Source organism: Ruminococcus sp. YRD2003, assembly GCA_900109435.1.
GTDB classification, from domain to species: domain Bacteria; phylum Bacillota; class Clostridia; order Oscillospirales; family Ruminococcaceae; genus Ruminococcus; species Ruminococcus flavefaciens_G.
On record FNZT01000006.1, the window covers coordinates 125,198 to 151,241 of the forward strand.

The 26,044-nt window shown below is 52.3% G+C and carries 20 protein-coding genes; 7 read left to right on the forward strand and 13 right to left on the reverse strand.

Features of this window, described 5'->3' with window-relative positions; translation table 11 throughout:
* The first annotated feature begins 172 nt into the window (after nt 1-172).
* Nucleotides 173-889 (forward strand): nicotinamide riboside transporter PnuC, encoded by a 717-nt coding sequence (gene pnuC / locus BMX22_RS05870; protein ID WP_143055480.1) that lies wholly within the window; start codon nt 173-175, stop codon nt 887-889.
* On the opposite strand, the gene BMX22_RS05875 is transcribed toward pnuC, so the two are convergent.
* Together BMX22_RS05875 and BMX22_RS05880 are read right to left on the reverse strand one after the other, a co-directional pair.
* Nucleotides 844-2,121, reverse strand: a complete 1,278-nt coding sequence (locus BMX22_RS05875) for an ABC transporter substrate-binding protein (protein ID WP_074741536.1) — start codon at nt 2,119-2,121, stop codon at nt 844-846. The two genes, pnuC and BMX22_RS05875, sit on opposite strands and share 46 nt — an antisense overlap.
* Nucleotides 2,118-3,629 (reverse strand): sensor domain-containing diguanylate cyclase, encoded by a 1,512-nt coding sequence (locus tag BMX22_RS05880; RefSeq protein ID WP_074741538.1) that lies wholly within the window; start codon nt 3,627-3,629, stop codon nt 2,118-2,120. The genes BMX22_RS05875 and BMX22_RS05880 overlap by 4 nt, the downstream gene beginning before the upstream one ends.
* A 280-nt stretch (nt 3,630-3,909) precedes the next feature.
* Between BMX22_RS05880 and BMX22_RS05885 the strand changes: the two genes are divergently transcribed.
* Entirely contained in the window at nt 3,910-7,152 is a 3,243-nt protein-coding gene (locus BMX22_RS05885) for a beta-L-arabinofuranosidase domain-containing protein (RefSeq protein WP_074741540.1), read from the forward strand.
* A gap of 186 nt (nt 7,153-7,338) precedes the next feature.
* Nucleotides 7,339-10,113 (forward strand): cellulose 1,4-beta-cellobiosidase, encoded by a 2,775-nt coding sequence (locus BMX22_RS05890; RefSeq protein WP_074741542.1) that lies wholly within the window; start codon nt 7,339-7,341, stop codon nt 10,111-10,113.
* Nucleotides 10,114-10,159: 46 nt separating this feature from the next.
* On the opposite strand, the gene BMX22_RS05895 is transcribed toward BMX22_RS05890, so the two are convergent.
* The 3 genes from BMX22_RS05895 to BMX22_RS05905 are packed head-to-tail and all read right to left on the reverse strand — an operon-like array spanning nt 10,160 to nt 16,123.
* Nucleotides 10,160-12,418 carry an ABC transporter substrate-binding protein gene (locus BMX22_RS05895; protein WP_074741544.1) on the reverse strand — a complete coding sequence of 753 codons (2,259 nt, stop codon included), beginning with the start codon at nt 12,416-12,418 and terminating at the stop codon, nt 10,160-10,162.
* Between the two features lie 44 nt (nt 12,419-12,462).
* Nucleotides 12,463-14,715 carry an ABC transporter substrate-binding protein gene (locus BMX22_RS05900; RefSeq protein WP_074741546.1) on the reverse strand — a complete coding sequence of 751 codons (2,253 nt, stop codon included), beginning with the start codon at nt 14,713-14,715 and terminating at the stop codon, nt 12,463-12,465.
* Nucleotides 14,716-14,734: 19 nt separating this feature from the next.
* Nucleotides 14,735-16,123: a hypothetical protein gene (locus BMX22_RS05905; protein WP_074741548.1), complete on the reverse strand. Its 1,389-nt coding sequence runs from the start codon at nt 16,121-16,123 to the stop codon at nt 14,735-14,737.
* A 283-nt stretch (nt 16,124-16,406) separates the two neighbouring features.
* Between BMX22_RS05905 and BMX22_RS05910 the strand changes: the two genes are divergently transcribed.
* Nucleotides 16,407-16,970 (forward strand): RNA polymerase sigma factor, encoded by a 564-nt coding sequence (locus tag BMX22_RS05910; protein WP_074741550.1) that lies wholly within the window; start codon nt 16,407-16,409, stop codon nt 16,968-16,970.
* A 12-nt stretch (nt 16,971-16,982) separates the two neighbouring features.
* A complete protein-coding gene (locus BMX22_RS05915) occupies nt 16,983-18,338 on the forward strand; it encodes a hypothetical protein (protein ID WP_074741552.1) in 1,356 nt (451 codons plus the stop codon).
* A 56-nt stretch (nt 18,339-18,394) separates the two neighbouring features.
* Here BMX22_RS05915 and BMX22_RS05920 read toward each other — a convergent pair whose 3' ends face one another.
* From BMX22_RS05920 to BMX22_RS05955, 8 genes are all read right to left on the reverse strand, one after another.
* Nucleotides 18,395-18,622: a hypothetical protein gene (locus BMX22_RS05920; protein WP_074741554.1), complete on the reverse strand. Its 228-nt coding sequence runs from the start codon at nt 18,620-18,622 to the stop codon at nt 18,395-18,397.
* Between the two features lie 12 nt (nt 18,623-18,634).
* Entirely contained in the window at nt 18,635-19,144 is a 510-nt protein-coding gene (locus tag BMX22_RS05925) for a Gx transporter family protein (RefSeq protein WP_074741556.1), read from the reverse strand.
* A 1-nt stretch (nt 19,145) separates the two neighbouring features.
* On the reverse strand, nt 19,146-19,517 hold the full coding sequence (locus BMX22_RS05930) for a NusG domain II-containing protein (protein WP_074741558.1): 372 nt from the start codon (nt 19,515-19,517) through the stop codon (nt 19,146-19,148).
* Entirely contained in the window at nt 19,510-20,535 is a 1,026-nt protein-coding gene (locus BMX22_RS05935; protein WP_318259694.1) for an FAD:protein FMN transferase, read from the reverse strand. The genes BMX22_RS05930 and BMX22_RS05935 overlap by 8 nt, the downstream gene beginning before the upstream one ends.
* 75 nt (nt 20,536-20,610) lie before the next feature.
* A complete protein-coding gene (gpmI, locus tag BMX22_RS05940; RefSeq protein ID WP_074741562.1) occupies nt 20,611-22,131 on the reverse strand; it encodes a 2,3-bisphosphoglycerate-independent phosphoglycerate mutase in 1,521 nt (506 codons plus the stop codon).
* A 69-nt stretch (nt 22,132-22,200) separates the two neighbouring features.
* The gene (gene tpiA, locus BMX22_RS05945) at nt 22,201-22,977 is read right to left on the reverse strand and encodes a triose-phosphate isomerase (RefSeq protein ID WP_024859683.1); all 777 of its coding nucleotides are present in this window, start codon (nt 22,975-22,977) and stop codon (nt 22,201-22,203) included.
* 25 nt (nt 22,978-23,002) lie between these two features.
* On the reverse strand, nt 23,003-23,239 hold the full coding sequence (locus BMX22_RS05950) for a hypothetical protein (RefSeq protein ID WP_074741564.1): 237 nt from the start codon (nt 23,237-23,239) through the stop codon (nt 23,003-23,005).
* Nucleotides 23,240-23,353: 114 nt separating this feature from the next.
* Complete coding sequence (locus tag BMX22_RS05955; protein WP_074741566.1) at nt 23,354-24,574, reverse strand: phosphoglycerate kinase; 1,221 nt, start codon at nt 24,572-24,574, stop codon at nt 23,354-23,356.
* A 265-nt stretch (nt 24,575-24,839) separates the two neighbouring features.
* Here BMX22_RS05955 and BMX22_RS05960 point away from each other — a divergent pair, with 265 nt between their 5' ends.
* The gene (locus BMX22_RS05960) at nt 24,840-25,241 is read left to right on the forward strand and encodes a hypothetical protein (RefSeq protein WP_074741567.1); all 402 of its coding nucleotides are present in this window, start codon (nt 24,840-24,842) and stop codon (nt 25,239-25,241) included.
* 5 nt (nt 25,242-25,246) lie between these two features.
* Entirely contained in the window at nt 25,247-26,029 is a 783-nt protein-coding gene (locus BMX22_RS05965) for an indole-3-glycerol phosphate synthase TrpC (RefSeq protein ID WP_074741568.1), read from the forward strand.
* Nucleotides 26,030-26,044 lie beyond the last annotated feature (15 nt).

The following is a 26,044-nucleotide window of genomic DNA, read 5'->3' on the forward strand; positions in this document are numbered from 1 at the left end:
ATGATACCACATCATGCAGTAAAAATCAACTGCTTCACAGAACTTGACACATACCGCCCAAAAGTGATATAATAGCTTTACTGCCACCGGGTAGAAAAAATGCTGAAAGCATTCGCCTCACATCATTAGGTCCTTGAAGATGTGTGACGGGTGTTTTTTTTTGGAGGAAAATATGAAATTTACACGCGGATATTTCACACGCACCGAACTCGTACTGTGGTTCGGTTCGATGCTTCTGATAACAGCGGCATCCATCCTTTCGGGCGGCAGCGGGCTGCTGTCAACGGCAGCTTCGCTCACGGGTGCTGCTTCGCTTATCCTCGCCGCTAAGGGTAATCCGCTCGCACAGGTGCTGATGATAGCCTTCAGCGCTATGTACGGGATAATATCCTATTCCTTTGCCTATTACGGCGAAATGATAACTTACCTCGGAATGACGCTGCCGATGGCTGTGATATCTCTCATTTCCTGGTTAAGACACCCGTCGGGCGGAAGAGGAGCAGAGGTCAGGGTAAACCGCATCTCGCTGCGTGAGACACTTTTCATGGCTTCGCTCACGCTGTTTGTGACGGTGCTGTTTTTCTTCATCCTGCGTCGCTTCAACACAGCAAATCTCATTCCGAGCACGATCTCCGTCGCCACAAGCTTTGCAGCTGCATACCTGACTTTCAGGCGGACTATATACTTTCCTCTCGCCTATGCGGCAAACGACGCAGTGCTGATCGTTCTGTGGACGCTCGCTTCGATAAGTGACCGCTCGTACCTTTCGGTGCTCATGTGCTTCGTGGTTTTCCTTGCAAATGACCTTTACGGCTTTTTCAGCTGGAGGAAGATGCAGCGCCGTCAGGAGACACGCGCTATGTCAAAGTGCTCTGCGCAGGTGTCGTAGAGCTGCTGAGCTGCCTCCTCAGGCGCCGCCTTGTCGTACAGCACGAGATTTGCAGCTTCGTTGAAGGCACTGATGATGTCGGCATTCTCGATGAGCGGCGACATTTCGCGGAGTTTTGAGTTATCGTCCATTACGACGGACGCCTCATACTGCAAGCCTCTGAGCTTTCCTGCCTCGTCAAGATAATCCTTTGCCGACTTGCTTATCGGTATGCCCTTCTCAACTCCTTGCAGCAGTGCCATTTCCTTGTTGTTGAGAAGAAAATCAAGCAGCAGCGCCGCCTCATCGGGGTGGGCTGTGTTCTTGCTCATAGCGTAGAGGGTTGCAGGCTTCTCATACCAGCCTGCGCCGCTGTCTGCGGGGGAAAATGCCGTATAATCAGCTGCAATTACCTCGTCGCCGCGCTCGATGGGCTTGCCGAAGTAGTTTATTGCGTCGCTGACCCATGCGACTGCTCCCGCACAGGTGCCGTTCTCGACATTGACTTTTTTGAAGTCCTCTATCTTGGGTATCACCTTGCGGCCGACCATTTCCGTGTAGAATCCTATCATAACCTGAAACTCATCCGGTGTGAAGGCGATAGCTCCGTTCTCATCCAAAAATGTCCTGCCTGTCTTTTGCTCGGTATAGGCTATCGAATACAGCCATATCGCCTTGGATGCGCCGCAGAGCGGATATATGCCGTCCTTGCCGAGAACATCCGCTGCTGCGAACATATCGTCCCACGTCTGCGGGACGCCGAGCCCGTGCTCCTCGAATATTGTCTTATTTATGTATACGGTCTCGGTGTTCATCGCAATTGGTATCGCGTTGAGCACGCCGTTTCTTGTGCCGTATTTCAGCGTATTCTCAGGGAAATTCGTCAGGTCGAGCACGTCCGAGACCTCGTTGAGGTCATAATAGCCCGAGCCGTCTGCTGAGAAATCATCCAGCCAGCCTACGTTTATCTGCATGACGTCAGACTCGGTCTCTGATACCATTCGTATGCGGTTTCTCGCTTCATAGCCCGACCATTCCGAATAGTTGCACTTTACCTTTATGTCGGGGTGGAGCTCCTCGAATATGCGTACGGCTTCGAGCGTGTACTCTGTACGCGGGTCATTGCCCCACCATGCAAGGCTGATGACCGTCTGCTCTTTCTGGGAGCGCACTATCTGCTTGCCTGCACAGCCGCACTGAATGAGCATTGCTGATGCCGCCGCGAAGGCTATCAACCTGCCTAATGCGTTCATTCGTCAGACACCTCCCCGCTCTCGCTGCCGCTATAAAAGACATAGTTGTCCTTGCCGCACTTCTTGGCCGAATACAGCGCTTTATCAGACGCAGCATACAGTTCCTCGAACGTGCTGCCGTGCTCGGGGAAAAATGAAACGCCTATGCTCGCCGATATCTTGTAGTCACTCTTGTCACCCGAGTAGCACTTCCTGTATGCATTGCAGAGGGCTTCGCACTTCTCGCGTATGAAAGTCTCGTAGTCGGTGCCCTCGCTCGGACTGCTGTTCACAAGCACGCAGAACTCGTCGCCGCCTATGCGTCCGAGGAAGTCTTCGGTCGAGAACTCTGCACGGAGTATGCTTCCCGTCTTGGAGAGGACCTTGTCGCCGTATGCGTGACCGAGGGTGTCGTTGACTCCTTTGAAGTTGTCGAGGTCGAGCAGTATCAGCGCATGGCGCTCTATACTCAGCGAGGAATCAAGGCGCTCGGAAGCGCGGCCGTTGAATGCAAGCTTGTTGAATATACCTGTCAGCTGGTCGCTGTTCGCCTTATTGTCAAGGGCTGCTACTGCACGTTTTACGGGGCGTATCATCCGTATCGACAGGAATGTCGCAAGCACTACCGACAGCAGGGCTGCTATAAAGCCAACCATATATATATAATACTGCATTTCGTTCTTCTCGTTGAGGATTATCCTCGTAGGTATCGAGCAGATGACGTACCAGTCGTCTACGCAGGAATTCACGGAAACAAGGTAGTCGTTGTCCATTACCGCTGCGGAGGTCTTGCCCTCGACGCGCCTGATTATCTCGGAAGGGAGATGCTTTCCCGTCTCTTCCCCGCGTGAGGAGTAGAGTATGTCGTAGTTGGAATCAACGAGACGGATGTCCATATCTGCAAGAGTCTCGGGGTTATCGAATACTGCCTCGAGCTCTGAAGTATAAAAGGACATGACAAGAACAGCGTTATCATGTACGCGCTTCACGTAGTAGATACGCTTGAGGTCACCCTTATAGCCCGCGCACCAGCCATCGTGAGTGCGCTGTCTCGTTATCATTGAACTCAGCTCCTCGTACATCGTGTCGCCCATGAGCGAGGATGTGCCGTTTGATATCTTGCCGACGGTTCGGTTATTGCGGTAAACTATGCCATAGTCGCAGAAGTTGTCCATTATACACAGGCTGAACAGCTTGTCCGTTATGGCTTTCTCGGTGTTGATAGCCTCGTACTCATCGTTGTTCGGGTCTGTGGCGTCATAGGTGTAGGCGTCCGCAGAGCCGAATGCGAGCGTGCCGATAGTCTCCATGCGCGAGATGTAGCTGTCCATATTCAGCTTCATCTGCACGTTCAGCGATGAGGACATTGATATTACCTTATTTTTAAGCGCCGCATCCGTTTTCTTCACTGCTAAGTTCGTTACAATGAATACTACTGCGATGATTATAAAAGCATAACCGATTATCATCGACAACTGAAGTCTGCGAATGTTCTTCAGACTCGGCCGTGATTGTTCTCGTTTTGCCATATTTTGCTCCTTTACGCTGATGTTTTGTGCGAAATTATCGTTAATATATACATATTATAGCACCTCCGAGACACCAAATCAATATATATTTTATGAATATTATCCCGCCGATATTGTAAGTACAACAACGCCAAAATCCACACCGCGTGAAATAGCCAAATTCTTTAACTTTGTACGTACAAATCGTTTTGTGAACTTTTTCTGCATTTTATGGGTTGATTTAACAAATTGCAAATCGTATAATTAAATCGGGAAATATTTTTGGAGGTGTAATCACACTATGAGAAATTCATTTTTACGGCGCATGATGTCATTCGGACTGTCTGCTGCCATCGCTGTCGGCGCGACCGCGTTCCCTCAATTCGGTCAGACCGCAGTTAAGGCTGCTGACGCGGGCATTCAGGACTTCTCTATCGGAGACGTCACTATGCTCGACGAATACAGCGTCAACGCATTCAACAAGGAGGTCGAGTACCTTCTCTCATTCGACACAAACAAGCTTCTTGCTGGATTCCGCCAGAATGCGGGTCTCAACACCTACGGCGCAACACGCTACGGCGGCTGGGAGAATACCAATATCGCCGGTCACACTGTCGGTCACTATATGACCGCGATAGCTCTGGCTTATCAGAACCCCTCTCTCACCGATAAGCAGCGCTCTGACCTCTACAAAAGAATGACCACTCTCGTCGACGGACTCAGAGAGTGTCAGAAGAACTCAAAGGGCAAGCCCGGTCTGATATGGGCTCCCTCTCATCCCAACGGGACAGGTGTGGAGGTCCAGTTCGACAATGTTGAGGCTGGCAAGTCCAACATCATAAGCGAGGCTTGGGTCCCGTGGTACACAATGCACAAGCTTATGGCAGGTATCGTCGACATCTACAACGCTACGGGGTATGCTCCTGCAAAAGACCTCGGCTCAGATCTCGGTGACTGGGTCTACAACCGATGCAAGACCTGGAACGACCAGAAGCATCGCACCGTACTCTCTATCGAATACGGCGGCATGAATGACTGTATGTACGAGCTCTATGCCATCACAGGCAAGGACAACCATGCTGTAGCGGCACATTACTTCGATGATACAAATCTTCACGAGACTATACTGAAGGGCGGCGCAAACGTCCTCAACGGCAAGCACGCTAATACCACTATACCTAAGTTTCTCGGTGCCCTGAAGCGCTATATGATCTGCAACGGAAAGACTATCAACGGCGAGAAGGTAGATGCTACGCGTCAGCTCCAGTACGCCGAAGCTTTCTGGGATATGGTGGTCACTCACCACACCTACATCACAGGCGGAAACAGTGAGTGGGAGCACTTCGGTATGGACGATATCCTCGACAAGGAGCGTACCAACTGCAACTGTGAGACCTGTAACTCGTACAATATGCTCAAGCTCAGCCGCGAGCTGTACAAAATAACGGGCGACAGCAAATACATGGACTTCTATGAGGGTACCTACTACAACTCTATCCTCTCCTCACAGAACCCCGAAACAGGTATGACTACCTACTTCCAGCCGATGGCTACAGGCTATTTCAAGGTCTACAGCACACCGTATGACAAGTTCTGGTGCTGTACTGGAAGCGGTATGGAGAGCTTTTCAAAGCTCGGCGATACTATTTATATGCACGGCGACAATACCCTCTATGTAAATATGTATCAGAGTTCTATCCTCAACTGGGAAGACAAGAACATGAAGATAACCCAGAACAGCACTATCCCCGAAGGCGATACGACCAAGTTCACTATCGACGGCAGCGGTGCGGTCGAATTCCGTTTCCGTATCCCCGACTGGAAGGCGGGAGCTATGACTGTCAAGGTCAACGGCACAAAGTATAACTATAAGACCGTCAACGACTATGCTTCGGTATCGGGCGACTTCAACAGCGGCGACGTTATCGAGCTGACTATACCCGAGGAGGTCAAGGCTTATGCCCTCCCCGACAAGAACACCGTTTACGGATTCAAGTATGGTCCTGTTGTCCTCAGCGCTGAGCTCGGCAAGTCGAATATGGCTACGAGCTCGACAGGTATGTGGGTAACTATCCCCAAGGACAAGGTTACCCCCAATGAGACTATCAACATAAAGAGCGGCTCGGTAGCTCAGTTTATGCAGACCATAAACGACCACCTCGTTAGAGACGGAAGCTCACTGAAGTTCACTCTCAAGGATACAGACCACGACCTCACTTTCACTCCTCACTTCAGACAGTATCAGCAGCGCTACGGTATCTACTGGAACTTCTCGGGCAACGGCTCGGCTGTTGAGAAGCTTCCGCGTGCGAAGTACAGCACTACCGATACTGTACAGCCGGGTTACGGTCAGTACGAGAACGATAATCTCCACTACATGATAGAACATAACACTCAGGGTGTCACTGACGACAGCACATACCGCTACGCTAAGGCTAACGGATTCTTCAGCTATCGTATGGCGATAGACAAGGACGCTGAGTTCATGCAGCTGAAGGTCACATTCCGCAAGGCTGACAATGGCAAGACCATCCGCATCCGTGTAGGCGATGCCGTCCTCTATGCAGGCGAGCTCAACTACACGGGCAATAAGGACACCTACGACGTAAAGCTCACTATCCCGCAGGATGTCATCGAGCGCTGCGCTCAGTCCATTACCGCTGACGGCACTGACTACGATGTTCTCGAAGTCGTTTTCACTCCCGATGACAATAAGGAGTCCGCAAAGGTATGCGACTTCATTTATATGACAGCGGTCAAGCCCGCATATGAGGCTGACAGCAGCATTGCTTACTACGTTGACTGCGGCGACCACAATACCTCCACTGTTACAGGCAAGGATAAGCTCGGTATGTACAACTGCGTTACCGAGCAGCTCTACGGTCCCGACGAAGTAACGGGCAAGGAGTGGGGGCTCATAGACGATCCCACCGATCAGTACAACGGAAGCTCCAAGAGTGCAGGCATCTATACTGCCAACACATGGTGCGACGAAGGAAATGCTGCTGACGGCAAGGATAAATCAGTAAGCTTCCGCTATACAAAGAATCAGTACGAGAACAACATCGACCGCCACCTCGACTACGCATTCGAGCTCCCGCAGGGCGACTACACCATTGAAATGGCGTTCCGTGACCCGTGGGGCTGCTCGAAGAATCCCTCTGTATATGCTGTGGACGGCACGACCAAGACTCTGATAGCTTCCAACTGCGCGACCGACGGCTCTGTTGTAAAGGGCAATGCTACAGTCGGCGAGAGCGGTAAGCTCCAGCTCAGCTTTACTTCCGCAGACAAGGCTATCAACCTCTGCTACATCATCATCAAAGCAGACGGCGAGGGCTCTTCTCTCCCGCAGACAGGCATCAAGGGCGACGTCAACATCGACGGCAAGCTCTCCGCAGCCGACCTCGTTACCTTTGAGAAGTACCTCGTTAATGAGGATGTGCTCACGCGTGACCAGTGGCTCAACGCCGACATCAACAGAGACGATTCCGCTGATGTGTTTGATATGGTGCTTATAAGAAAGCTCGTTATCGCCGCATAATAGTCTTTTCATGGACGCCGTGTACGATTATTCTACACACGGCGTCCTTTTTGTGTGAACAATTGTGCACAATAATATTATCATTATGAGACAAAAAGTCATTGTGCAAAAGTGAATAATATGTTACTATAGAAAAGAATAAAACAGTTATTTTTCCATAATCTTACCTGAAAGGGGTTAACCACAATGAACAAATTCAAAAGGCTCACCGCGGCAGTCTCCTCTCTGGCTGTTGCGGCAGGTATGCTCGCGGGACAGGCTGCACCTCTCGCGGCTGACGCAGCTTACGGCGTGGGCGGCAACGGTAACGCAATCATGGAGTACCTCGACCGCGGTATCTACGCGATAAAGTCGGGCAACGGAATGTTCGTGAGCTGGCGATATAATGCCAACGATGACGATGACGCCGAATTCCGCCTCTACCGCGACGACCAGCTAATCTACACAAGCAAGGCGGGCGAGGCTACCAACTTCTGGGACGCTCAGGGCAGCGCAAACTCCAAGTACCGTGTTGACACGCTCAGAAACGGTGAGGTCATATCCTCGGAGAGCTGCCGCTTCACATCGGGCACTAACTACTTTGATATCCCGCTCGATGTTCCGAAAGGCGGTACTATCAACGGCGAGGCTTATACGTATTCGCCAAACGACTGCTGTGTCGGCGATGTTGACGGAGACGGTCAGTACGAGATATTCCTCAAGTGGGACCCTTCAAACTCTAAGGATAATTCACAAACACATAACCCCGATAAGGGCATACAGGGATTTACCGCTAATGTCTATATTGACTGCTACACCCTCACAGGTAAGAAGCTGTGGCGCATAGACATGGGCAGAAATGTCCGCGCCGGTCAGCATTACACTCAGATGTGCGTAGCCGATTTCGACTGCGACGGCAAGGCTGAGCTCATCACAAAGACCTGCGACGGAACTGTTGACGGCACGGGCAAGGTCATCGGCGACGGCAGCAAAAACTGGGTGAACAGTGCCGGTACCATCCTTGACGGTCCTGAGTTCATGACTCTCTTCGAGGGCGCTACCGGACGTGCTCTCGATACCATAGATTTTCCCGTTCCGAGAGGTGTCGCGACAGGTCAGACAGCCAAGGACACATGGAAGGATAACTACGGCAACCGCTGCGAGCGTATGAACTCTGCTATCGCTTACCTCGACGGCGTTCACCCCTCCGCTATCTATGGCAGAGGCTACTATACAAGGCTCTCTCTCTCGGCTTTTGACGTCCGCGACGGCAAACTCGTCAAGCGCTGGGTATTCGATACAGGTTTCGATACAAGCAACCCTGCCTACGGATGCGGCAACCATAACGTAATGGTCGCTGACTTCGACAACGACGGCAAGCAGGAAGTCTGCATGGGCGCAAGCGCTTACGACGACAACGGTAAGCTCCTCTGGTCCACAAAGCAGCTCCACGGCGACGCTATGCACATCGGCGACCTCGACCCGAATCACGAGGGTCAGGAAGTGTTTATCTGCCACGAGGACGGAAAGTACGGTATTTCCCTCGTTGACGGCAGAAACGGTCAGATAATCTGGCACTACGACGGCGACAAGGACACAGGACGCTGCTGCGCCGACAACATCGTTGCAGGTAACAGCGGTGCCGAGTTCTGGGGCTCAAGACCCGCCAATGCGGTATTCGACGTTACAGGCAAGCAGATAGGCAACAAGTGGCCTTCCACGAACTTCCTCATCTACTGGGACGGCGACCTCGAGCGCGAGCTGCTTGACAACATCACAATCACAGACGGTGCGGCAATAAACAACTATCCCGTGATATTCACAGCAGAGGGCTGTGCTTCAAATAACGGCACAAAGGCTGTTCCGTGCCTCACAGCCGACCTCTTCGGAGACTGGCGCGAGGAGCTCGTCCTCCGCACCGAGGATAACTCCAAGCTCCGTATCTGGTGCACAAATACCGAGACCAAGTACAGATTAGATACGCTCATGCACGATATGCAGTACCGTATGCAGAACGGCTGTCAGCAGAGCTCATACAACCAGCCTCCGCACCCGAGCTTCTACCTCGGTACCGAGGCTCCCCTCCCCGCAAGACCAAATGTAAAGCTCAACAACACTCCTCCCGAGCCCATAAGCGGCAACTATATCAAGAACCTCAACATCCTCGACCGCGACAATATGCTCGCGTGGTCGCTCTCGGAGGCTTCGAGCACGGGCTCGCTCATCTACGGCGACAGAGACTTCACATACACCGAGCTCCCCGAGGCTCTCAAGGGCAAGGAGGCTATCCTAACAGCGTGCAACTCCAAGAACACCTTCGCTGACCTCGCTGAATTCACAGTGGGAGAGAATTGCGACCTGTATGTCCTCCTCGATACGAGAGTAGAGGACGCGGGAAACACTCCCGCATGGCTCGGCAGCTATACCAAGACCGATATGACGGCTGCTTCGAGCAACGATGTAAAGTTCAGCGTATACACCAAGTCTTTCGAGGCGGGCGAAAAGGTAACTCTCGGTCAGAACGGTATGAACGGCAACTGCATGAACTATACGGTTTTCGCGGACGCGATTCCTGTTGTTACGACTACCGAGACTACAACGACTACCACCGAGACAACCACTACTACGACCGAGACAACTACTACCGAGGAGACAACTACTACCACGACCGAAACTACTGTGACTACTACCGAGGAAACAACAACTGCGACTACCGAGTCGACTACCGAAGCCACGACAACAACTACTGTCGGGCAGGCTACGCTCCTCGGCGACGCCAACGTTGACGGCAAGGTCACTGTTGCGGACGCGGTGGCGATACTCCAGTCCATTGCCAACAGCGACAAGTATGAACTGAAACCGCAGGGCAAGCTCAATGCTGACTGCTTCGACCCGGGCGACGGCGTAACTGCTTACGACGCGCTCGCGATTCAGAGGCTTGACGCGGGCAGTATCAGCTCTCTCCCCGAGCATTCAAAATAAGCATAAAGATACAGCGGCACGCAATGTGCCGCTGTTTTGCGTTATATCAGCCGTAGCGCTCGCTGAGGTAGAGAGATACACGGTTCTGTATCATATCGGCGCACTCCTCGGCGGTGCATTCGTAATCAAAGAATTTCATCGTTTCCTCGTTGACTATCTTGTTTATCTCGTTATCATAGCGTATTATCTCCGCATTTGTGACTAAGTTGTAGAAATAGTCGTACTCCTCCTGAGAGAATGGCTCGAGCTTCCCGCCGTCTATCATCTTCTTGTTCACATCGTCCCAGTCATAGTATCTCCACTCTGTTTTCTCGAATTCACCTGGAATTATCCTGCCGCTGTCGTCTGCCTTAAAGTTAGGATAGCCGTCCTGCATGGTGTAGGAGGCAAGTTCGTCGAAGCGCTTTTTCAGCGAGGGGAACGAGAGGTATTTATTCGAGTCTATCTCGGTGTAGTATTCGTCCGTCAGCATCATACGCAGGAACTCCCATGCCCCCTCCTTGTGCTTGGAGGTAGCGGTAATTGCGACGGCATCGTTCTGTATCGAAATATAAGAGCCGCTCCGTTTACCGTCATAGGGGTAGCCTGCTATGACGTAGTCGTTTCCGTATTCGTTGCGCTTCTGGTCAAGAAACTGACCGAACCACTGGATACTGAACTGCTCAAAATCAACGAACAGATTTCCGTACTTTACAGGCTGAGAAACAAGACCATGGCTGAAATCGCCCGAGAGGTTGTTGTATTCCGTCATTGAGAGTCCTATCTTTTCATCGTTGAAGAAGTTTAGGAGCTTGATAAATTCGGGCGAATCGAAGTGACACTCTGCATTGTCATAGTCAACGAAGAACGGGAGCTTCACGACCTCGCTGAAATAGCCGCTTCGGGCACTGCTTTCCTGAAATCTGAACATCTCCTTGTCCGCAGGCTTGTTCTTGTAGGCGGTGATGAAATCGTCAACGCTCCAGTTCTCGCGCACGCCTGTATAGCTCCCCTTAGCGGTCACAGTGTGGAACTCGAACGTCGGAGCTAACGCCACCATACGCCCGTCGCGTTCCATGCCCTTGAGGACATTCGGCAGGAAGTCCTCGCGTGAGATATCGGGGTCATTGTCGATGAATTCGTACAGGTCGGCAAAAGCCGCAGGATTTACCGTATCTATGCCCACTGCCATTACCTGCGGCAGGATGTCGGGTGCGTCGCCGCTGATTATCTGCAAGCGCAGATTCGCCAGCTTGTCGTCCCAATATTCGCCGGGGAGCTCCTTGTACTCTATCTTGTACTTGTCGCTGTGCTGATTGAAATACTTGACCTCGTTCTCGAGTATCGAGCCCTCTGAATATGTCGCCATCGTGATGACCTCTTTCGCTTTCAGCTCCGAGACGTCCTGCTCTGTGAGGAGGTACATCTCGCCCGAATAGAGCAGCACGGCTATCTCGCTGTCGGATACCATAGCGATGTCCTGCACGTCGTAGTCGTGGAATTCGAGGTCGGTGAAGTCCGCGAGCTTGACCTTGTCAGTCTCCGTCAGACCGTATATAGCTCCGCCCGCGACCATGATGAGGCTGTAGTCACCTGCACCCGCTCCGACGGCATAGCCTGACGACGTAAACGCCTTATAACTGCTCTTTTTCACCGTGCTTAGCGACTGTGCGTCCACGCTGTTGACCGTCAGCTCCTTGAAATCGGTCAGCAGCACGCTCAGCTTATTTTCGGGATCATAGCCCACACCTGCGACAGTATCGCTGCATTTGACCTCGCCGAGCAGCTTGCCCTCAGCCGAGAGTGCGATGAGGTGCATTTGTCCGCGCTCGTCGCCGAAGCTTATAACAAAGCCGTCATCGCCGTTACCGTGCAGCCGTGCGTACGGAGCGTCCTCGCCGAGCACCTCGCCGCATTCAAGCGTCTTCTCAAGCGTGTTGTCGCTGCCGTAGATGTAAATGAAAGTATCGGCGTCCTTCTGTGTGAGCACGCCTTTCTTGCCGTAGCTGAGCATCGCCGCGCTCTGCACGGTCTCGTCCTCCTGCGGAGTGAAGCTGAACTCCTGATAGTCGGCGAACTTGCCGTCAGTCACAAAGCCGCTATAGCCGCCGTCGCTGAGCTCGCCGAACACGAGCACTCCTCCGCCGCTTCCCTTGCTCATGGTAACTACCCGCGAGAAATAGTCAGCCATTCCGATAGTCGCCGCTTTGTAGCTTCGGAGCTGTACCGTTTCCGAGACTGAGCTCTCCGTTTTGCCGTCCGCGCACGCGGTCACGCCTCCGCAGAGCACCGCCGCCGCACATAATAATGCCATTGTTTTTTTCATAATGACTCCTCCTTCGTAGTTTTATCATCAGATCTATAATCTTGTCAAGACTGCTCGCTGAGCATGAGGGATACGCGGTTCTGAATCCGCTTTGCGCACTCCTCCGCGGAGACTTCGCCCGAATCGAACGAGCCGTACTCTTCCATTATAATGCTGCTTATCTCATCGTCGGCACTTATCAGATTCGTACAGGTGCTGATATATTCCTTCAGCTTTGTGATGTCCTCGTCGGTGATATCAACTCCAAATTCTACGCTGGCATGAGTCTGTCCTGATTCATCCGTCCATGTAGTGTGCTGTGAGCGGTACTGCCCGTCGATAAGCGTTTGCTCGAAGCTGTCCTTGCGCGTATGGAAGAAGCTTTCGGTTTGCAGATAGCTCCGCAGGAAATCGTCGCTCATTATGAAGTTGACGTAGTCCCAGCCGCCCTCCATACATTTTCCTGTTTTGAGCACGGAAAAGATATTGTCATTCTGAGCGCTAAAACTGCTTTTCGGGTCATCCGACGGAGTAGCGAGGTACACAACATCATCGCTGCTCAGACCTCTTTGTTCACGGATATCGCTCAGCATAAACAAACCGCCTATAGAATCTCCGTCTATGAGAGACTTCTCGTTTGCGACCGAATGCATTACTTCTGTGCTGTATATATACTGCTCCTCATCAGACATGGATGCGTTGAATTCGTCCCAGTCTCTCTCGGGTGCAAGGCGGACAGTATGTGTGAACTCCAGCAGCTTTACGAATTCGGGCGAATCGAACCAGCACTCCGCGTTGTCGAAGTCTACCCACGCGGAGAGGTCGCCTGTGACGAAGTTCGCCATTACCTGTTCGTGACGGAACAGCCAGTCTCCGCCGAGAGTCATATCCTTGGGCATATTCGACGCAATATCAATGAATTCGTCCATTGTGACATTGCCGTTAGGGAAGTATTTTTTCTTGCCGAGCAGCACGGGAAGAGTGAAGGTCTGGCTCATCATATACAGCCCGTCTTTGTACTTGTACGCCTCGACCACATTGTCGAGGATATCGTCCTCATTGAAGCCGCCGTACTGCTCCGAAAGCTCGTTCATATCAGCGAGCGCGCCGAGGTTGTAAAGCCTCGTCATATCGCGTCTGCCGTTTATGACGATGACGTCTGGGCTGTTTCCGCCGAGGATATCCGTCGAGAGCCCTTCAAGTCCGCTCGTGAAGTATTTCAACTCGCCCTCGTAGCTGTCGCTTTTTTTGTTGTACTTCGCTATCATTTCCTCATGGTTTTTCGACCAGCGGGCATCCTTCGAGAGCACGCCCACCGTGTACTTCTCCCTGTTCTCGACGTAGTCATCGGGACGCACCGTCAGCAGTGAAAAATACGTGCCTGCATCGTCTCCACCGTAGAGAGCAAACTTGCCCTCTCCCACGTATGCGAGAGCGTATATCTCCATGAGAGTTAGGTGCGACTCAACAAAGCCGAGCACCTTAACGACCTGCCCGTCAGCCGTCAGTCCGAAAATACCGTCCTGCAAAACGAAGAACGCCTTGTAGTCCCCCGCGCCCGTGAATATACCCTGACTTAGGCGCAGAAACTCGCCGTATTTCGTCATCTCGACAGGGTCACGGAGGCTCTTGCCGTCCATATAGCAGAACTCCACATCCTTTGCGTGGATGTATCTTCCGTCACTGTCGATTCCATAAGCCTCGAAGGTCATGCCGTCGTCGCTGCTCTCAGAAACAGTGCCGTCCGCGCCGATGAGCCAGCGACCAGTCTGACAGCCGATTATCCAACCGTCGCCGTAAGGACAGAAGTGCGTCAGCGGCGCCTCATATGGCGTGATATAGTCGCCGAAGTCGGTCAGCTCGACCGCCGAGAGCTCTGCGCCGTCAACGTCAAATGTACGTATCTCGTAGCTGTATTCGCCCGTCTTGAAATGGTCGGGGTCGGTGAGCTCCTTGCTGAATTCGGCGTGGATAATGAACAGCGACATCGTTCCGTCGGCGGCTATGCTCGCGAGGGAGTTGAAATAGTCATCGCATGAGTACAGCTCCGTCGGCGCGGATGGCTTCATCTCCTCGTCGTAGTCGGCAAAGCTGAATTTGCCCGTCGAATCCCACAGGACGCGCGTGCCCTTATCCTCAACGTATGCCATGTCGAGCAGCGAGCCGAAGCCCTGCGGCTTCTCGGCACGCTCCTCCTTGTAGTTGGTCTGCGAGACGATGACTGCCTCGGGTGCGGTGCTCGATGAGCCGCCCTTTGACGTGCAGCCGACTGCCGCGAGCATGGTCACTGCCATAAGTAATGATAACAGCTTTTTCATAGTTAGTCTCCTTTCAGGTTCACGATCTCTCGCTTAAATACGTGGTTATGCGGTTGTCGAGTATCTCCGCAGCCTGCTCGGGAGTGCGCTCCCCCGCAAGCACGGGCTGATACTCCTCCTCAACGATGTCGAGGAGCTCATTGGGGAAATAAATGTCTATCTTCGCACTGAAAATGTAGTCGCGGAGCTTGTCCTTCAGCTCCTGCGGGAGATATGCCGTTATGTTGTCGTTTTCATTCGCACCGAGTACAGGCTTGTAGACCTTTCGGTTTATCGAGTTGTTGTAGTCCTCGCCGCGCTCGTAGTCGATATCGAAGAGAGACTTTATCGTTGGTATGCCGAGAGTTCCGTCGCTTGCACTTTTATCGAGCGGCTTTCTGTACTTGACGTAGCTGCTGACGAGCTTCCATGCGCTCTCTTTGTCGGAGCAGCCCTTGAGTATGCCGTACGGGCAAGTCTGACGGTAACGCCACGCTCTCGCGCCGCTGCCGTCATTGCTCGGCAGACCGACAATGGTGAAGTCCTCGAAGTTCAGATATCCGTAGCTCATCTCTGCGAGAGCACTATCAAAGCCATTGATATTCAACTGAAAGACGAGCTGTTCATCGCGAAGTCCGCGTGTGCTGTCATCGAAGATATGCTCCTGTATTTCCATTTCTGTCGCGCGCTCGTAATCGAACGCTCTTATGTCCTTGACGGGATGCTCTGCACAGAATCGGAGCACGTCCACGAAATTGCTGTTTGAAAAATCACAGGTGTTGTTTTTGAAGTCTATGCACTCGCACGCTATGTTTTCGAGCATATACGGCGCCAGCTGCTCGTTGGCGGCGTCAAGGAACTCCATACCCTCGGGTATATCCTCATAGAACTGCATAGCCTGCTCGGGAGTCCAGTTCGTGTACTCACCGCCGATGAATCTTGTCTTTGCGACGGCGGTACTGAGGAAGAAGCTGTCTATCACAGCAGGGAGCTCGCCGTCTACGGTCAGACCCTCGAGCACATTCGGCAGGAACTCGTCCCTCGTCAAGCCGCCGTACTCGTCCATAAGAGGAAAAAGGTCGGTCATTGCGCCCTTTCGGATATAGTTGTACATTTTCTCGGGAGGCGCAAACAGGATATCGGGAGACTTGCCCTGTATCATGTCCATGTCGAGCTGATGCGACGCTTCCTCATAGGTAGTGCCATCGGGACAGTAGTTGACTGTCTCGACCTTGAAATCGAGAGGGAACTTTGTATACGCCGCAAATTTAGGTGTGATGCTCCCGAAGCTCGCGACGGTGAGTACCTGTCTGCCGTCATCGGCGTACTGAACCTCGTTGAGCGTGACGCTGCCCTTCTTCCCCGAAGAGCACGCCGAAACGGCGCAAAGCATCCCTATAGTAAATGATAATGTTATAAGCTTTTTCATTGTAACTCCTCCTTTTTGCGGTGTCACACATAGAATTCCGCAAGTTTCTATAAACAAGTGATTTTCAGAGGCAAAAAAGACGAAGTTTCATAAAAAGTTCACATTTTTTCTCTGTTATTGCCAAACCATCATTTCAAAAATAGTGCATAATATACAACGGAGCCACTGGAATTTAAGTGGCTCCGAAAAATTTTCTTGATTTCTGTTACGTTTTGCTGTATCATCTACAATAGATATAGTGAAAGCCAATAAATGCATTTTGAAGCTTTAAGGCGGTGAGATGATGACGCATGAAGAATTCCGCAGAGAGCTGAAACGCTCCCCCGAGCAAGCTCACAGAGCTCTGTTCGAGACCTACTGCAACTACGTTTATACAATTGTTTACAACAGGCTCCGCAGCTGTGCAAGCCGCGAGGATATCGAGGAATGTGTGTGCAGCGTGTTCGCAGACGTGTTCGTCAGCTACGATACCGATAAGGACGTGAGCGGGGATATCTCGGGCTTTATCGGCACTATCGCACGCCGCAGGGCTGCTGCGCTGTACAGGCGGAGCTGCGCACGCGAGACCGACCTGCCGCTCGACGACGAGGCTTTGCAGCTCCCCGACTATGCGCAGGACACCGAGAAAATATCCGATGACGGCGAGCGCCGAAAAGTTCTGCTCGACACGATAGCAGAGCTCGGCGAACCCGATGCGACCATTATCATGCAGAAGTTCTACTACGGGCGCAGCGCTCGGGATATCGCGGGAATGCTGTCACTCACTCCCGAGAATATCCGCGTTCGCTGCTCGCGCGCCGTCAAAAAACTGAAGGGAATGCTCGAAAAATCCGACATTTCCATTTAGGGAGGGTCACATATGAAAAATGATGAACTTAACCTTGATCTGCTTGAAAATGCAGACGATAAAACACTAAAAAGGCTGTCAGAAGAGTACAGTGCGGTTACGGACAAGGACGTTTCCCGCCTGTACGTGAGAGCTGAAAAGCTCTATGATTCAAGAAAAAACGAACTCTGCCCTGAGCCGCAGGACACCGTTTCGGGAGTGGAGATATACCGACGTCCGCTGTGGCATAAGCTGCTTGCGGCGGCTTCTGTGCTTGTACTCGCTGCGGGAGCTGTCTCGGGCGGGGCTCTGCTGATACGTAATTTCAGCAGCCGTCCCGATGATTCGCTGACCGATATGACCGAACCCGAAACAGCCGCCTGCCAAAATATTGCTCCTTTCGGCGATATCTCCGCGGCAAGAGTACGTTTCACGGGCGCGGCTTACGTCCCTTACCTTTATGAAGCGACTGCCGAGGAGGTCAGCGAGCTCGCTGAGGCGTTCAATCTCGCTGCGTGGGAGGAGATACCCGCTGACACTCCGCTCGGAGCAGACGGCGAATCTGCCCTTGTTTACGTAAACTCGGACGGTCAGACCTTCAAACTTGTATTCTATCCCGACGGCACAGCCGACTGCGTTCATGATGACATCACGACGAAGTACAAGGTGTCCGAGGTGGCGGTGTCTGCCGCATACGAAGCTGTCAACTCCGAGAATATCTACGACAGGCTCATTCCTTGCAGGTTCGATGACCTCACCGAAGACGGCGTCTGGAAGAACAACGAAGCACTTCCCGAGAAACTGTTCGATGAGCCCGCTCTACCCGAGGAACTTGAGGGCAAGTACATCATCGACAACACGCCGCTTTACGATTTCGCATGGGATATCGAGGACGTCAGGAAAGACGCCGCTTATGCCGATAATATCATCATCGGCACCGTCGACAGCGTGAGCTTCAAGTCGCACGGCGGAACTGCCTACACGGCGATAGATATCATCGTATCTGAGGAAGCTGCTGGCAAAGTCAGCGCGGGCGAGCATCTCAGCTTGGGTATTCTCGGCGGCTATGTCTCCATGAAAGAGAAAATGAGTGACCCCGGTGTTCAGGCACACGCCTCCCCTGACGGCTCAGAGCTGAAAGACTACGACGTCGATAACACCTACTACCACGAGACAGTCGGCACGGGTCTGGTCCCGATTGTCGGCAGGGAATACGCTTTTCTGACACGCTCCGATGAAAACGGATGCAGCATCGTCGGCGAAGAATACGGTATACTCTACAAGTGCGACAACCTCTATATCTCGCACACAAGTATGGCATCAATAAACGAATTCTTCGACCTCGACGAACTGAGCTCCATGCTCGGCAAAGAGGACAGCCTCCGATAAATACAAAAGCCATAGGGAAGATGATTCTTCCTTATGGCTTTTTCTTTCGGATACGCTCACTTTTTCAGCAGTTTTGCAAGCTCCTGAAAGAGCTCGAGGTCGTTGTCGTTTATCTTTATGTTGGTTTTCATCGTCTGCCCCTGCGAGTTGGTGAGGGTCATCTCGATGATACTGTCCTTGTCTACTGCTCCGCCTACTGCTCCGAGAAACATCAGGAACTTCGGATGGTCCTGACAGAAGGTCTCGAACAACGGCTTGAGCTTCATCATTGCAAGTGGATTCATTCTTTATCCTCCTTAGTCGTTTCGTTTTTTTCTCACGGGTATCAGGCGTTTCAGTACAAACTGCGCGCACAGTCCCGTGAATAGTCCCGCAATACAGCCTGTGACTATGAGCGTCGGGTAGTGTACCAGCACCGCGGGCGACCTCGTAAGCACGAGCGCTGCGGATATTTGACCTGTATTGTGGAATATCGCTCCGAATACGCTGCACAGCCACAGCCAGTTCAGCGGTATGACCTTCTTCAGAAGCAGCATACCCGATATGCAGAGCAGTCCGCCTGCAAGACTGTATATTATCGCCGAAAAATTGCTGCTGAATATCGAGCCGAGCAATATCCTCGTAACAAGGAGCATCACGGCTTCATGCGCCCTGTAGCTGTACACGGCATAGACTGTGAATATGTTCGCGAGCCCGAGCTTGACCCCCGGGATACTCGAGAGGTCGGGCAGGCGGAGCTCCACGATGAATATTATCAGAGCCGCCGCTGTCAGCAGCGAGAGCTCGGTAAGTCTCCTCGTCTTCATGTCAGCCTCCGTTCTTCGGCGGGTCGATGTACTTGATGACGAGTTTGTGCGGCAGACATACGATAGGCACGCCGTCAGAGAGCTCGCCTGTCTTTACGCAGGTCTTGTCAGGGCAGTCTGCTTCGGAGATACGAATAGTGTTGCCCTCATCTATCTCGACGATATTGTAGCCGCCGTCGGGACTTTCTATGCGTATTTGCTGAGTCTGCTCGTCGTCGAAAGTCGCGAGGTCGAACGTGTAGAGTGTCTTGCCGTCCTGCGTTATCGCGACCCATGTACTATCAGACGGCAGCCGCAGATACAGCATTGCTGCAACAGCTCCAACGAATATCACTATTGCCGCCATGAGGCATATCTTCACGCCCTTAGTCACGCGCTATCACCTCCGAGGGCATATCGCTCATTATCTCAAGCTTGTCGGCAAGTCCATCCGTGTACAGGATTCGCGCGTCGTCCGTGACGAGAACGGCGTCAACTTCTGTATGCCCGTTCAGGTAAGTCTGTGCCTTTTCAGTACCCATGACGAACAGTGCCGTCGAGAGTGCGTCACACCGCAAGCCCTCGCCGCCGATAATGGTCACGGAGACAAGTCCGTTGTCCGCAGGATAACCGTCCGAAGGGTCAATGATATGCCAGTAGTTCCTGCCGTCGTCAGCGGTGAAGCAGCGCTCATAATTGCCCGAGGTCACGACCGCCTTGTCCGAAATACTGACCACACACATATTCTCGTCCGTCGTGAACGGGTCTTTGATGCCGACACGCCAGTCCGAGCCGTCGGGCTTGCTGCCGAGAGCCTGCACGTTACCGCCGAGGCTTATCATCGCCGACTTGACGCCGTTATCGCGAAATATCGCCATTATCTCGTCACCTGTGTAGCCCTTGGCGAGGGCTCCGAGGTCTATCTTGCTGTCAGCGGGTATCTGCACAGTTGAGCCGTCAACGCTGATATCCTCGCCGCTGACTCTTTCCAGCAGCCGTGCTATCGCCGCAGCGTCGGGTACGTGATACTCACCCGTGGTGAAGCCCCACTCTGTGAGCACGGGATATACGCTGATATCCAAGGCTCCGTCGGTGTCGCGCCAGTATGAGGCTCCAGCCCCTACGAGCAGAGCAGTGTCGTGCGAGACCTCGACCTCCGCGCCGTTTGCTCTGTTAATTCGAGCGATGTCGCTGTTCTGAGAAGTGACTGAGAGCTCGGCTTCGAGCTCGTGTATGCGCTCCTCTGCGGAATCAAGCGCTTTCGCGGCGCCATCTCCGTACGCCTTCATCGTCATGAAGGTGTCCATTGCGAACACATCGCGCTCGGCAGATTGAGTCGGCTGTAAAGACCTGCATGAGGTCGTGCATATCAGCACTGCAAGAAGCGGTGCGATAATAATTGAGTGTTTCAATTGCGTTCCTTTCAAGTTAGGATGATATAACTGATTGTTCAGTATAACGGGCGAACGATGTCCGCCCGTATTCTATTATTTTGCAAGCAACGACTTTCCTGTCATCTCAGCAGGCTGTGGAACTCCCATTATATCGAGCATCGTAGGTGCAAGGTCTGCGAGCACGCCGCCATCTGTGAGCTTGCCCTCTACGCCTACTGCGATGAGCGGCACCTGATTCGTGGTGTGTGCCGTGAACGGGCTTCCGTCGGGCTCCATCATCTTGTCGGCGTTGCCGTGGTCGGCTGTGATAAGCGCCGCGCCGCCCTTTGCGAGTATCTTGTCGACCATGCGTCCCACGCACTCGTCAACAGCCTCGACCGCTTTTACTGCGGCGTCGAATATGCCTGTATGGCCTACCATGTCGCAGTTAGCATAGTTGAGTATGATAACGTCATACTTATCGGAGTCGATAGCCTCGCATACAGCGTCGCATACCTCATATGCGCTCATCTCGGGCTTGAGGTCAAAGGTGGGCACGTCGGGAGACTTGATAAGTATCCTGTCCTCTCCCTCGAACTGCTTCTCTTCGCCGCCGTTGAAGAAGAATGTTACGTGTGCGTACTTCTGTGTCTCGGCGATTCGGAGCTGAGTCTTGCCGAGCTTTGCAAGATACTCGCCCATTGTCATGGTGAGCTGCTCGGGGGGATATGCAACAGACACATTAGGCATGGTAGCATCGTACTGTGCCATGCACACGAAGTTCACGGGGAAGAAACCGTTCCTGCGCTCGAAGCCCTTGAATTCGGGGTCTACGAAGGAGCGGGTTATCTGTCTTGCACGGTCGGGGCGGAAGTTGAAGAAGATGATGCTGTCGTCAGCCTTTATCTGCGCTCCGCCTGCAATAACTGTCGGGAGCATGAACTCGTCCGTAACTTCGTTAGCGTAGGAGTTCCTGATAGCCTGTACGGGGTCGGTCTCCTGCACGCCCTCGCCGTAAACAAGCGCTGCGTATGCCTTCTCGACTCTGTCCCATGCGTTGTCTCTGTCCATTGCGTAGAAGCGTCCCGAGATAGTTGCTATCCTGCCGAGACCTATCTTGCCGAGCTCTGCAACGGTCTCCTCCATGTACTCTGCCGCTGACAACGGAGGTACGTCACGTCCGTCGAGGAAGGCATGGATGTAGACCTTGTCGAGACCGTTCTTCTTTGCCATTTCAACGATGCCGAAGAGGTGCTCCATATGGCTGTGAACACCGCCGGGAGAGAGAAGTCCCATAAGGTGCAGAGCACTGCCCTTTGCCTTGCAGCTGTTCATAGCATCGAGGATAGCCTTGTTATTGAAGAAAGTGCCGTCCTTGATGTCCTTGGATATCTTGACGAGCATCTGGTAGACAATGCGTCCCGCGCCGATGTTGGTGTGACCTACCTCGGAGTTGCCCATCTGTCCGTCGGGCAGACCTACGTCAAGTCCGCTCGCGCCAATGAGTGTGTGCGGGCACTCGGCGAAGTATTTATCGAGGTTCGGCTTCTTTGCGGCAGCAATAGCGTTGCCGTATGTATCGGGGTTGTAGCCGAAGCCGTCCATGATTATAAGTGCTACGGGTTTTTTTGACATTTGAATTATCCTTTCATTCAAACTCAGGGGCGGAGTATCTCCGCCCGCTGAAATGTTTGTTGTTTAAGATCAGCCGTTTACAGCAGCCTGAACGATAACGTTGAAGTCCTCAGCCTTGAGGGAAGCGCCGCCGATAAGACCACCGTCGATGTTGGGCTTTGCAAGAAGCTCTGCTGCATTCTTTGCGTTCATCGAGCCGCCGTACTGGATAGTTACAGCGTCAGCAGTAGCCTGATCGAAGAGCTTTGCGAGCTGTGCACGGATGAATCCGCATACCTCCTCAGCCTGATCGGGGGTAGCTGTGAGACCTGTGCCGATCGCCCATACAGGCTCGTATGCGATAACTACGTTCTTTACCTGCTCTGCTGTGAGTGACCAGAGGTCGAGCTTGATCTGACGAGCGATTACTTCCTCTGTGATGTTGCACTCGCGCTCCCACTTGAGCTCGCCTACACATACGATGGGCTTGAGACCTGCCTCGAGAGCTGCAATAGTTCTCTTGTTGACCGTCTCGTCAGTCTCGCCGAAGTACTGTCTTCTCTCGCTGTGACCGATAACTACGTACTCAACGCCAAGCTCTGTGAGCATATCAGCGGAGATCTCGCCTGTGAATGCGCCGCTCTTCTCGAAGTGAACGTTCTCGGCACCGATCTTTACATTGCTGCCTGCTGTTGTGTTGATAGCTGTCTCAAGGTTTGTGAAGGGTACGCAAGCGATAACTTCAATCTTGCCCTCAGCGTTTGCTACGAGGGGCTTGATAGCCTCGAGAAGTGCCTTTGCCTCGGGACGGGTCTTGTTCATCTTCCAGTTGCCTGCGATGATTGCTTTTCTTAATGACTTGTTCATGGGTATTTTCTCCTTTATTTATGATTTACTTCTTTTTCTTGTGCTTGCCTTTTTGGCATTTCTCTTCCTCAGCCTCATATGTAACGGCTGAATTATTGCAGCCGACAGAGAAGCTTTTCTTCGGTGAGAAGATGAATCCGAGAACTATGCCGAGAAGGAAGCAGCATATGGCAAAAAGCCACATTGAAAGAGCATTCTTCTGAAGCTCTGCGGTAAACTCCTTGAAGGAGGCGCAGTCACAATTACAAGTTAACTTTTTCATAGTTTTTCTCCTTTATCGCAACAGGGGCGAATATTCCTATCCGCCCCGATCACTTTTCTTTTCAGAACACTGTTGATGCGCGGCGATAAACTATATGTTTATTATCCGTGCTTCTTACTTTTCAGCGATAGCTGCTACACCGGGAAGCACCTTGCCCTCGAGGTACTCGAGAGAAGCGCCGCCGCCTGTTGAAATGTGGCTCATCTTGTCTGCAAAGCCGAGCTGGATAGCTGCTGTTGCGGAATCGCCGCCGCCGATGATAGTTGTAGCGTCAGCCTCGGCAAGTGCCTCGCATACTGCTACTGTGCCCTTCTTGAGTGTGGGATTCTCGAAAACGCCCATAGGTCCGTTCCATACGACTGTCTTTGCGGACTTTGCAGCCTCTGCGAAGATAGCAGCTGTCTTGGGTCCGATGTCAAGGCCCATCTTGTCAGCGGGTATCTTGTCAGCGTCAACGTACTCAACGGAGATCTCAGCGTCGATGGGATCAGGGAAGGAAGCAGCAATAGCTGTATCAACGGGGAGAAGTATCTTCTTGCCGAGCTTCTCAGCCTTAGCGAGCATCTCCTTGCAGTAGTCGAGCTTCTCGTCATCAACGAGCGACTTACCGATAGAACCGCCCTGTGCCTTGATGAATGTGTAAGCCATACCGCCGCCGATAATGAGTGTGTCGCACTTCTCAAGGAGGTTGGAGATAACGTTGAGCTTGTCAGCTACCTTAGCGCCGCCGAGGATAGCCACGAAGGGTCTCTCGGGATCCTCTACCGCATTGCCGAGGTACTGTATCTCTTTCTGCATGAGGTAGCCTACAGCTGTCTCCTTAACGTAAGCAGTAACGCCTGCTGTTGAAGCATGAGCACGGTGAGCAGAACCGAAAGCGTCCATTACGAATACTTCGCCGTCAACGAGAGCTGCGAGCTCCTTGGAGAACTCCTCGCCGTTCTTTGTCTCCTCGTTGCCGCGGAAACGTGTGTTCTCGAGAACAACTATCTCGCCGTCCTTCATCTCGGCAACAGCCTTCTTTGCGTTCTCGCCAACTACTGTGTCGTCAGCGGCAAAAGTAACCTTTGTGTTTACGAGCTCTGCAAGTCTTGCAGCAGCGGGAGCGAGAGAGAACTTAGCCTCGGGTCCGTTCTTGGGCTTGCCGAGATGTGAGCAGAGAACTACCTTCGCACCGTTCTCAACGAGCTTGTTGATAGTGGGAAGTGCAGCCTGTATACGGTTGTCATTCGTGATAACGCCGTCCTTCATGGGAACGTTGAAATCTACTCTTACGAGCACCTTTCTGCCCTTTACGTTGATGTCTTCTACAGTCACCTTGTTTAATCCTGCCATTGGTATGACGTCCTTTCATTTTAAAATAAACGATTTCAGTAGGTTGTTAAAATCATAACGATTATACCAACACTACTATATTGTACACTATTTCAAGTTTTTTTTCAAGTCTTTTCCTATATTTTTTTCTTAATATTATGTTAAGAGCGCAACATTCGCACAATTATCGGTCAGAACAGGCGGAATCCCTCTTGACAACCGCGCCTCATCGTGCTACAATAGCACCATAGCAGATTTTGTCGTTTTTTGTCGGGAGGAATGCTCTATGCCTAAATGTTTGAGGATCATACCGCGGGCAAAGCTCACCCGCATCGCTGACCTTACCAAAAGCACTCCCGAATGGAATGAGCATCTCAAGCTGCTCTCCGCAGAGGGCTGCCTCTGCATTATGCAGGGCGAGGACGACCCTCCCGATAAATTCTACCTCGTACTCTTCGATTACCCAAACCGCTTCCGCAGCTTTTCGGGCGAGCTCGAGGAGACAGACAGTGAGATAAGGCTCATTACCAAGGATACAGGCTACGTTTTTACTGTGACAGACTTTGAAATGACCAAGGAAAAAGGCGAGTTCCTCCGCGGACAGCTCAGCTCGCTGCTGACACTGCTCGAGGCTGAAAACGCTATCAGCAAATATCTCAATAACGATAATACTAATGATAACAGGTGATACCAATGAACATACTTGAAGAACTTTCCGCTGCTACCCGTGAGCGCGTCGAGACCTCGAAGCGGCTCATTTCTGCCGATGAGATGAAGTATATGGCTCTGTCCATGCAGGACGATACGTTCGATTTCGAGATCGCCCTCTCCAAAAAAGGGCTCTCGTTCATAGCCGAATGCAAGAGAGCTATGCCTACGATCGGGACCATAGCCGAAGGTCACCACATCGTGGATACAGCCAATGAGCTTGAAAATGCCGGCGCAGACTGCATTTCAGTCGTTACCGAGCCAATAGGCTTCAACGGCTGCCGTGACCATCTCCGCCTTATCGTAAATGAGGTATCCATCCCCTGCCTCCGCAAGGAAGCTGTCGTGGACGAATACATGATCTATGAATCAAAGATAATCGGCGCTAAGGCTGTGCTGCTCATACCTTCACTTATCAGCGACGATGATTTCAGAAGTTATATCGCTATTTGCGATTCTCTCGGCTTATCGGCATTTGTCGAGTGCTGCTCCGAAGAGGACATCAAGCGCGCACTCTCGGCGGGTTCACGCATAATTACCGTAGACAATCGTAACCTCACCGACTTCTCAATAGACCACGAGAGATGCATTCGTCTGCGTGACACTGTTCCGTCGGACGTTATCTACGTAGCGGAGGGCGGTATCTCCACTCCCGAGCAGATTGCCCGTCTGCGTGAGGTGAACGTTGACGCCGTTATCGTCGGCACCGCTCTCATGCAGGCTGAGGACAGAACTGCAAAGCTCCATGAGCTGAAAGGCAGAAGATAATATTATCCGACAAAT

Excerpts from the sequence above, each read along its gene's own strand:
- BMX22_RS05910 (WP_074741550.1), top strand. The coding sequence starts at position 16,407 with ATGACGCATGAAGAATTCCGCAGAGAGCTGAAACGCTCCCCCGAGCAA.
- BMX22_RS05920 (WP_074741554.1), bottom strand. The coding sequence starts at position 18,622 with ATGAATCCACTTGCAATGATGAAGCTCAAGCCGTTGTTCGAGACCTTC.
- tpiA (WP_024859683.1), bottom strand. The coding sequence starts at position 22,977 with ATGAACAAGTCATTAAGAAAAGCAATCATCGCAGGCAACTGGAAGATG.
- BMX22_RS05950 (WP_074741564.1), bottom strand. The coding sequence starts at position 23,239 with ATGAAAAAGTTAACTTGTAATTGTGACTGCGCCTCCTTCAAGGAGTTT.
- BMX22_RS05905 (WP_074741548.1), bottom strand. The coding sequence starts at position 16,123 with ATGAAAAAGCTTATAACATTATCATTTACTATAGGGATGCTTTGCGCC.
- gpmI (WP_074741562.1), bottom strand. The coding sequence starts at position 22,131 with ATGTCAAAAAAACCCGTAGCACTTATAATCATGGACGGCTTCGGCTAC.
- BMX22_RS05875 (WP_074741536.1), bottom strand. The coding sequence starts at position 2,121 with ATGAACGCATTAGGCAGGTTGATAGCCTTCGCGGCGGCATCAGCAATG.
- BMX22_RS05890 (WP_074741542.1), top strand. The coding sequence starts at position 7,339 with ATGAACAAATTCAAAAGGCTCACCGCGGCAGTCTCCTCTCTGGCTGTT.
- BMX22_RS05895 (WP_074741544.1), bottom strand. The coding sequence starts at position 12,418 with ATGAAAAAAACAATGGCATTATTATGTGCGGCGGCGGTGCTCTGCGGA.
- BMX22_RS05955 (WP_074741566.1), bottom strand. The coding sequence starts at position 24,574 with ATGGCAGGATTAAACAAGGTGACTGTAGAAGACATCAACGTAAAGGGC.
- BMX22_RS05880 (WP_074741538.1), bottom strand. The coding sequence starts at position 3,629 with ATGGCAAAACGAGAACAATCACGGCCGAGTCTGAAGAACATTCGCAGA.
- BMX22_RS05965 (WP_074741568.1), top strand. The coding sequence starts at position 25,247 with ATGAACATACTTGAAGAACTTTCCGCTGCTACCCGTGAGCGCGTCGAG.
- BMX22_RS05925 (WP_074741556.1), bottom strand. The coding sequence starts at position 19,144 with ATGAAGACGAGGAGACTTACCGAGCTCTCGCTGCTGACAGCGGCGGCT.
- BMX22_RS05915 (WP_074741552.1), top strand. The coding sequence starts at position 16,983 with ATGAAAAATGATGAACTTAACCTTGATCTGCTTGAAAATGCAGACGAT.
- BMX22_RS05885 (WP_074741540.1), top strand. The coding sequence starts at position 3,910 with ATGAGAAATTCATTTTTACGGCGCATGATGTCATTCGGACTGTCTGCT.
- BMX22_RS05900 (WP_074741546.1), bottom strand. The coding sequence starts at position 14,715 with ATGAAAAAGCTGTTATCATTACTTATGGCAGTGACCATGCTCGCGGCA.
- BMX22_RS05960 (WP_074741567.1), top strand. The coding sequence starts at position 24,840 with ATGCCTAAATGTTTGAGGATCATACCGCGGGCAAAGCTCACCCGCATC.
- pnuC (WP_143055480.1), top strand. The coding sequence starts at position 173 with ATGAAATTTACACGCGGATATTTCACACGCACCGAACTCGTACTGTGG.